The sequence below is a fragment of the Achromobacter sp. UBA5777 genome, assembly GCF_002418565.1.
GTDB classification, from domain to species: Bacteria; Pseudomonadota; Gammaproteobacteria; order Burkholderiales; family Burkholderiaceae_B; genus Achromobacter; species Achromobacter animicus.
The window spans coordinates 1-3,957 of sequence record NZ_DIEJ01000223.1 but is presented as its reverse complement, the minus strand read 5'-3'; the positions used below and the strand labels follow the sequence as shown (position 1 = coordinate 3,957).

Genomic DNA, 3,957 nt, shown 5'->3' with positions numbered 1-3,957 from the left:
CGCATACAGGCCGCCCTGCGGCGCCAGCGCGTCGCGCGTATCGGCGTGGCGCAGCGAGACGCCGCAAATGCCCCAATCCCGCCCGGCTCCGGCGCGCAGCGCCGCATCGTTCACCGCCGCCAGATGCCCGCGCGCGAACGCGCCCACGCCCAGATGCACGATGCCGATGCCGAGCGCGTCCCGGTCATAGCCCGGACGCGCCACCTGCGCGGGCAGGCCTTCCAGCCAGGCCGCAGTCAGCCGGCCGCCTTCGCCTACCAGTTCCATAGCGTGCCGTCGTGCTGCAGCCGGTTCACGGGCAGATACGCGCGCTGATACGGATATCGCGCCGCCAGCTTCTCGTCGATATCGACGCCGTGGCCCGGCGCCTCGCCCGGATACAGCATGCCCTGCTCGAACGTATAGGAATGGGGAAACACGGCGTCGGTCTCGTCGGTATGCCGCATGTATTCCTGAATGCCGAAATTCGGCACCCACAGATCAAAGTGCAGCGCCGCGCCCATGCACACGGGCGACAGATCCGTAGCGCCATGGCAGCCGGTGCGAACCTGGTACAGCGACGCCATGTCGGCAATGCGCCGCAGGTGCGTGATGCCGCCCGCGTGAACGACGGTGGTCCGGATGTAGTCGATGAGCTGGTTCTGCACCAGGTCCTTGCAGTCCCAGATCGTGTTGAAGACTTCGCCCACCGCCAGCGGCGTGATGGTGTGCTGGCGGATCAGCCGGAAGGCCTCCTGGTTCTCGGCCGGCGTGGCGTCCTCCATCCAGAACAGGCTATAGGGCTCCAGCGACTTGCCGAGACGCGCGGCCTCGATGGGCGTCAGACGATGATGCACGTCGTGCAGCAGATGGTGTTCAAAGCCCAGCTTGTCGCGGATGCGCTCGAACAGTTGCGGCGCGTGGCGCAAATACTTTTCGGTGGACCAGTCGTGCTCGCTGGGCAGGTCCGCGTCGGCGGGCTCGTAGAACAACGTGCCGCGGCCCACGCCATAGACCTTTTCCAATCCCGGCACGCCGCTCTGCGCGCGGATCGCGCGATAGCCCATGTCGGCGTAGCGCAGCACCTCGTCCACGGTGTGCTCGATGTCCGAGCCGTTGGCGTGGCCGTAGACCATCACGCCGCTGCGGCTCTTGCCGCCCAGCAGCTGGTACAGCGGCAGCCCGGCGGCCTTGGCCTTCAGGTCCCACAGCGCCGTGTCCACGCCAGCGATCGCGGTCATCGTGACCGGTCCGCGCCGCCAGTACGCGCCCTTGTACAGGTACTGCCAGATGTCCTCGATCTGATGCGCGTCGCGCCCGATCAGGCAGGGAATGACGTGCTCGGTCAGGTAGGCGGCCACCGCCAGCTCGCGCCCGTTCAGCGTCGCATCGCCGATGCCGGTCAGGCCCTGGTCGGTTTCGATCTTCAGGGTCACAAAGTTGCGGCCCGGAGAACAGACAATCACGCGTGCATTCGTAATCTTCATCTTGGACTTCCGGCTACAGGAAAGGGACGGCCGCACAAGGCGGCCGCAGGATCAGAACGTCACCATCACCTTCATCGCCTGGTTGCGATCACCCGCCAGCGCAAACGCGTCATGCACGCGCGCGACGGGCACCGCCGCCGTCAGCAGCGGCGACACGTCCACCAGTCCGCGGGCCAGGCAATCCACGGCCATCGCATATTCGTCTACGAAGCGGAAGCTGCCGATGCACGACAGGCTCTTGACCATGATCTGGTTGAACGGGCAATCCGCGCTGCTGCCGGACAGCGTTCCCACCGTCACGACAACGCCACGCGGACGCGCCGCGCGAAGGGAGCTTGCCAATCCGGCATAGCTGCCAGACGCCTCGAAGCACACGTCCACCGTGCCCTTGCCCGCCGCCAGCGCGTCCAGAGCGTCCAGATCCGTGGCCGCGTTGATGGTTTGCGTGGCCCCCACCCGCGCGCACGCCGCCAGTGTCTGGTCCACGATATCCACCACGATGACCCGGCTGGCGCCCGCCAAGCGCGCGGCCATCAGGATCAACGCGCCGATCGGACCCGCGCCGACCACCATGGCCGTCTTGCCCAGCAGCGACCCCGCGCTGCGCACGGCATGCAGGGCGACGGCCAGCGGCTCGCCAAAGGCGGCCAGCTCAAACGACAGCGAATCCGGCACGGGCACGCATTGCCGCGCGTCGACCACCACCTCTTCGCGCATCGCGCCCTGCATGTGCGGAAAGCGGCTGGCGCTGCCGAAGAAATGCACCGACTCGCAGTGATTGGAATCGCCTTGCCGGCAATAGCGGCACACGCCGCAGGTGCGCGCCGGATCCAGCGCCACGCGGTCACCGGGCCTGACCGCAGTCACGTCCGCGCCCACCTCCAACACCTGCCCGGACGCCTCGTGGCCCGGCGTCAGCGGTTCGCGGATGACGAAATCGCCGACACGGCCGTGCCGGTAGTAATGCAGGTCCGATCCGCAGATGCCTACGGCCTTGACGCCGACACGCACCTGCAACGGTCCGAGCGGCTGCGGCGCCGAGGACTCCAGGCGCAGATCCTGCGCCCCGTGGATCATGCAGTTCAGCATCAGCGCCACCCCTGTGCAAATTCGCCGATCACGCGTTCAAGGTGATCGCGCATCGCCTGCCGCGCCTCCTGCGCGTCGCGGGCCACCAGCGCGCCAAAGATGCGCTGATGATCGGCCTGCGACGCCTGGCGCAAGGCCTGCGTATGGAAATGCTGCTCCATCTTTTCCCAAACCGGACCCCGGGCCTGATCCCACATCGACGTCACCGTGGCAAGCAGCACGCTGTTGCCGGTGGATTGGGCAATGCACAGATGAAAGCGGCGGTCGGCCTCGGCGTTGGCGTCCTTGTCCGTCATCCGGTCGCGCATGGCCGTCAGCGCCTCGAAGATGCGGTCGAGGTCCGCGTCGGTACGGGTGGAAGCTGCCAGCGCGGCGATCTCGGATTCGATCAGGCAGCGGGCGCGAAGCAGCTCGAAGGGGCCGGCGCCCGCCTCCGGCATCGCGGACGGCCGGCTCGCGTCCGATTCGCAGACATAGATCCCCGAACCGCCGCGCACTTCCACCACGCCTTGCAGCTCCAGCGCGATGATGGCCTCGCGGACGGACGTGCGGCTGACGTCGAATCGTTCGGCCAGCGCGCGCTCCGCCGGCAGGCGCTGGCCCGCGGCAAATTCCCCCTGCGCCACCAGCGCGTGGATTTGCGCGGCCAGCCGCAGATAGCCGCGGTCTGGCGCCGTGCGTCCGGTGGACATTTCGGGCTTGGAGAGCGATTGCAACGTCATGGCGCCTCAAATTGGTCTGACCAAATCGTATTTGGTCCACCAATTTCCGCCATCGTGGTTTTCCACTACCTGCGGGGCGGACGACGCGCGGACAGCTCCCGAATCACCGCTGGACCGCCCCGCGCCACCCCTGTATAGATACGGATCGACCGACAGCCAAGGAAAAAGCGCCATGCCCAGCACGACCGACCAGCCCTTGCCCACCGACCTGGCGGACCTGACCGTCACCGAAGCGGCAGCACACATCCGCGAGGGCCGACTCAGCAGCGTGGCGCTGACGCAAGCCTGCCTGGACCGCATCGACGCCCGCCAGGACCTGAACGCGTTCATTACGGTCGACCGCGATGGCGCGCTGGCGCAAGCGCGCGCCTACGATTCGGCGCCCGGCCACGGCCCGCTGGGCGGCGTGCCCATCGCCATCAAGGACAACATCCACGTCGCCGGCCTGCCCAACACGGCCGGGACGCCGGCGCTGAAAACCTTTCGCCCCGCCGAGGACGCGCCCGTCGTGCAGCGGCTGCGAGAAGCCGGCGCCGTCATCCTGGGCAAGACCAACATGCATGAACTGGCGTTCGGCGTGTCCGGCTTCAACACCGCCTTCCCCGGCCCGGATGGCGATGGCACGCGCAACGCCTATGACGCACGGCTGATCGCCGGCGGCTCGTCGTCCGGCAGCGGCG

4 protein-coding genes and 1 pseudogene are annotated in these 3,957 nt (G+C 67.8%); 1 reads left to right on the top strand and 4 read right to left on the bottom strand.

Annotated elements, in window-relative coordinates:
* The 4 genes and pseudogenes from B3446_RS18490 to B3446_RS18475 all read right to left on the bottom strand — a co-directional run.
* A pseudogene (locus tag B3446_RS18490) lies at positions 1-267 on the bottom strand (mannitol dehydrogenase family protein); the annotation flags it as partial.
* Positions 255-1,466, bottom strand: a complete 1,212-nt coding sequence (manD, locus tag B3446_RS18485) for a D-mannonate dehydratase ManD (RefSeq protein ID WP_291383878.1) — start codon at positions 1,464-1,466, stop codon at positions 255-257. The gene manD and the pseudogene B3446_RS18490, both read right to left, overlap by 13 nt.
* 51 nt (positions 1,467-1,517) lie before the next feature.
* Positions 1,518-2,555, bottom strand: a complete 1,038-nt coding sequence (locus tag B3446_RS18480; protein WP_291383877.1) for an L-idonate 5-dehydrogenase — start codon at positions 2,553-2,555, stop codon at positions 1,518-1,520.
* On the bottom strand, positions 2,555-3,277 hold the full coding sequence (locus tag B3446_RS18475; RefSeq protein ID WP_291383876.1) for a FadR/GntR family transcriptional regulator: 723 nt from the start codon (positions 3,275-3,277) through the stop codon (positions 2,555-2,557). The genes B3446_RS18480 and B3446_RS18475 overlap by 1 nt, the downstream gene beginning before the upstream one ends.
* A gap of 172 nt (positions 3,278-3,449) precedes the next feature.
* On the opposite strand from B3446_RS18475, the gene B3446_RS18470 reads away from it, so the two are divergent.
* Positions 3,450-3,957 (top strand): amidase family protein (locus B3446_RS18470; protein ID WP_291383875.1); only part of this gene is annotated, 508 nt, incomplete at its 3' end.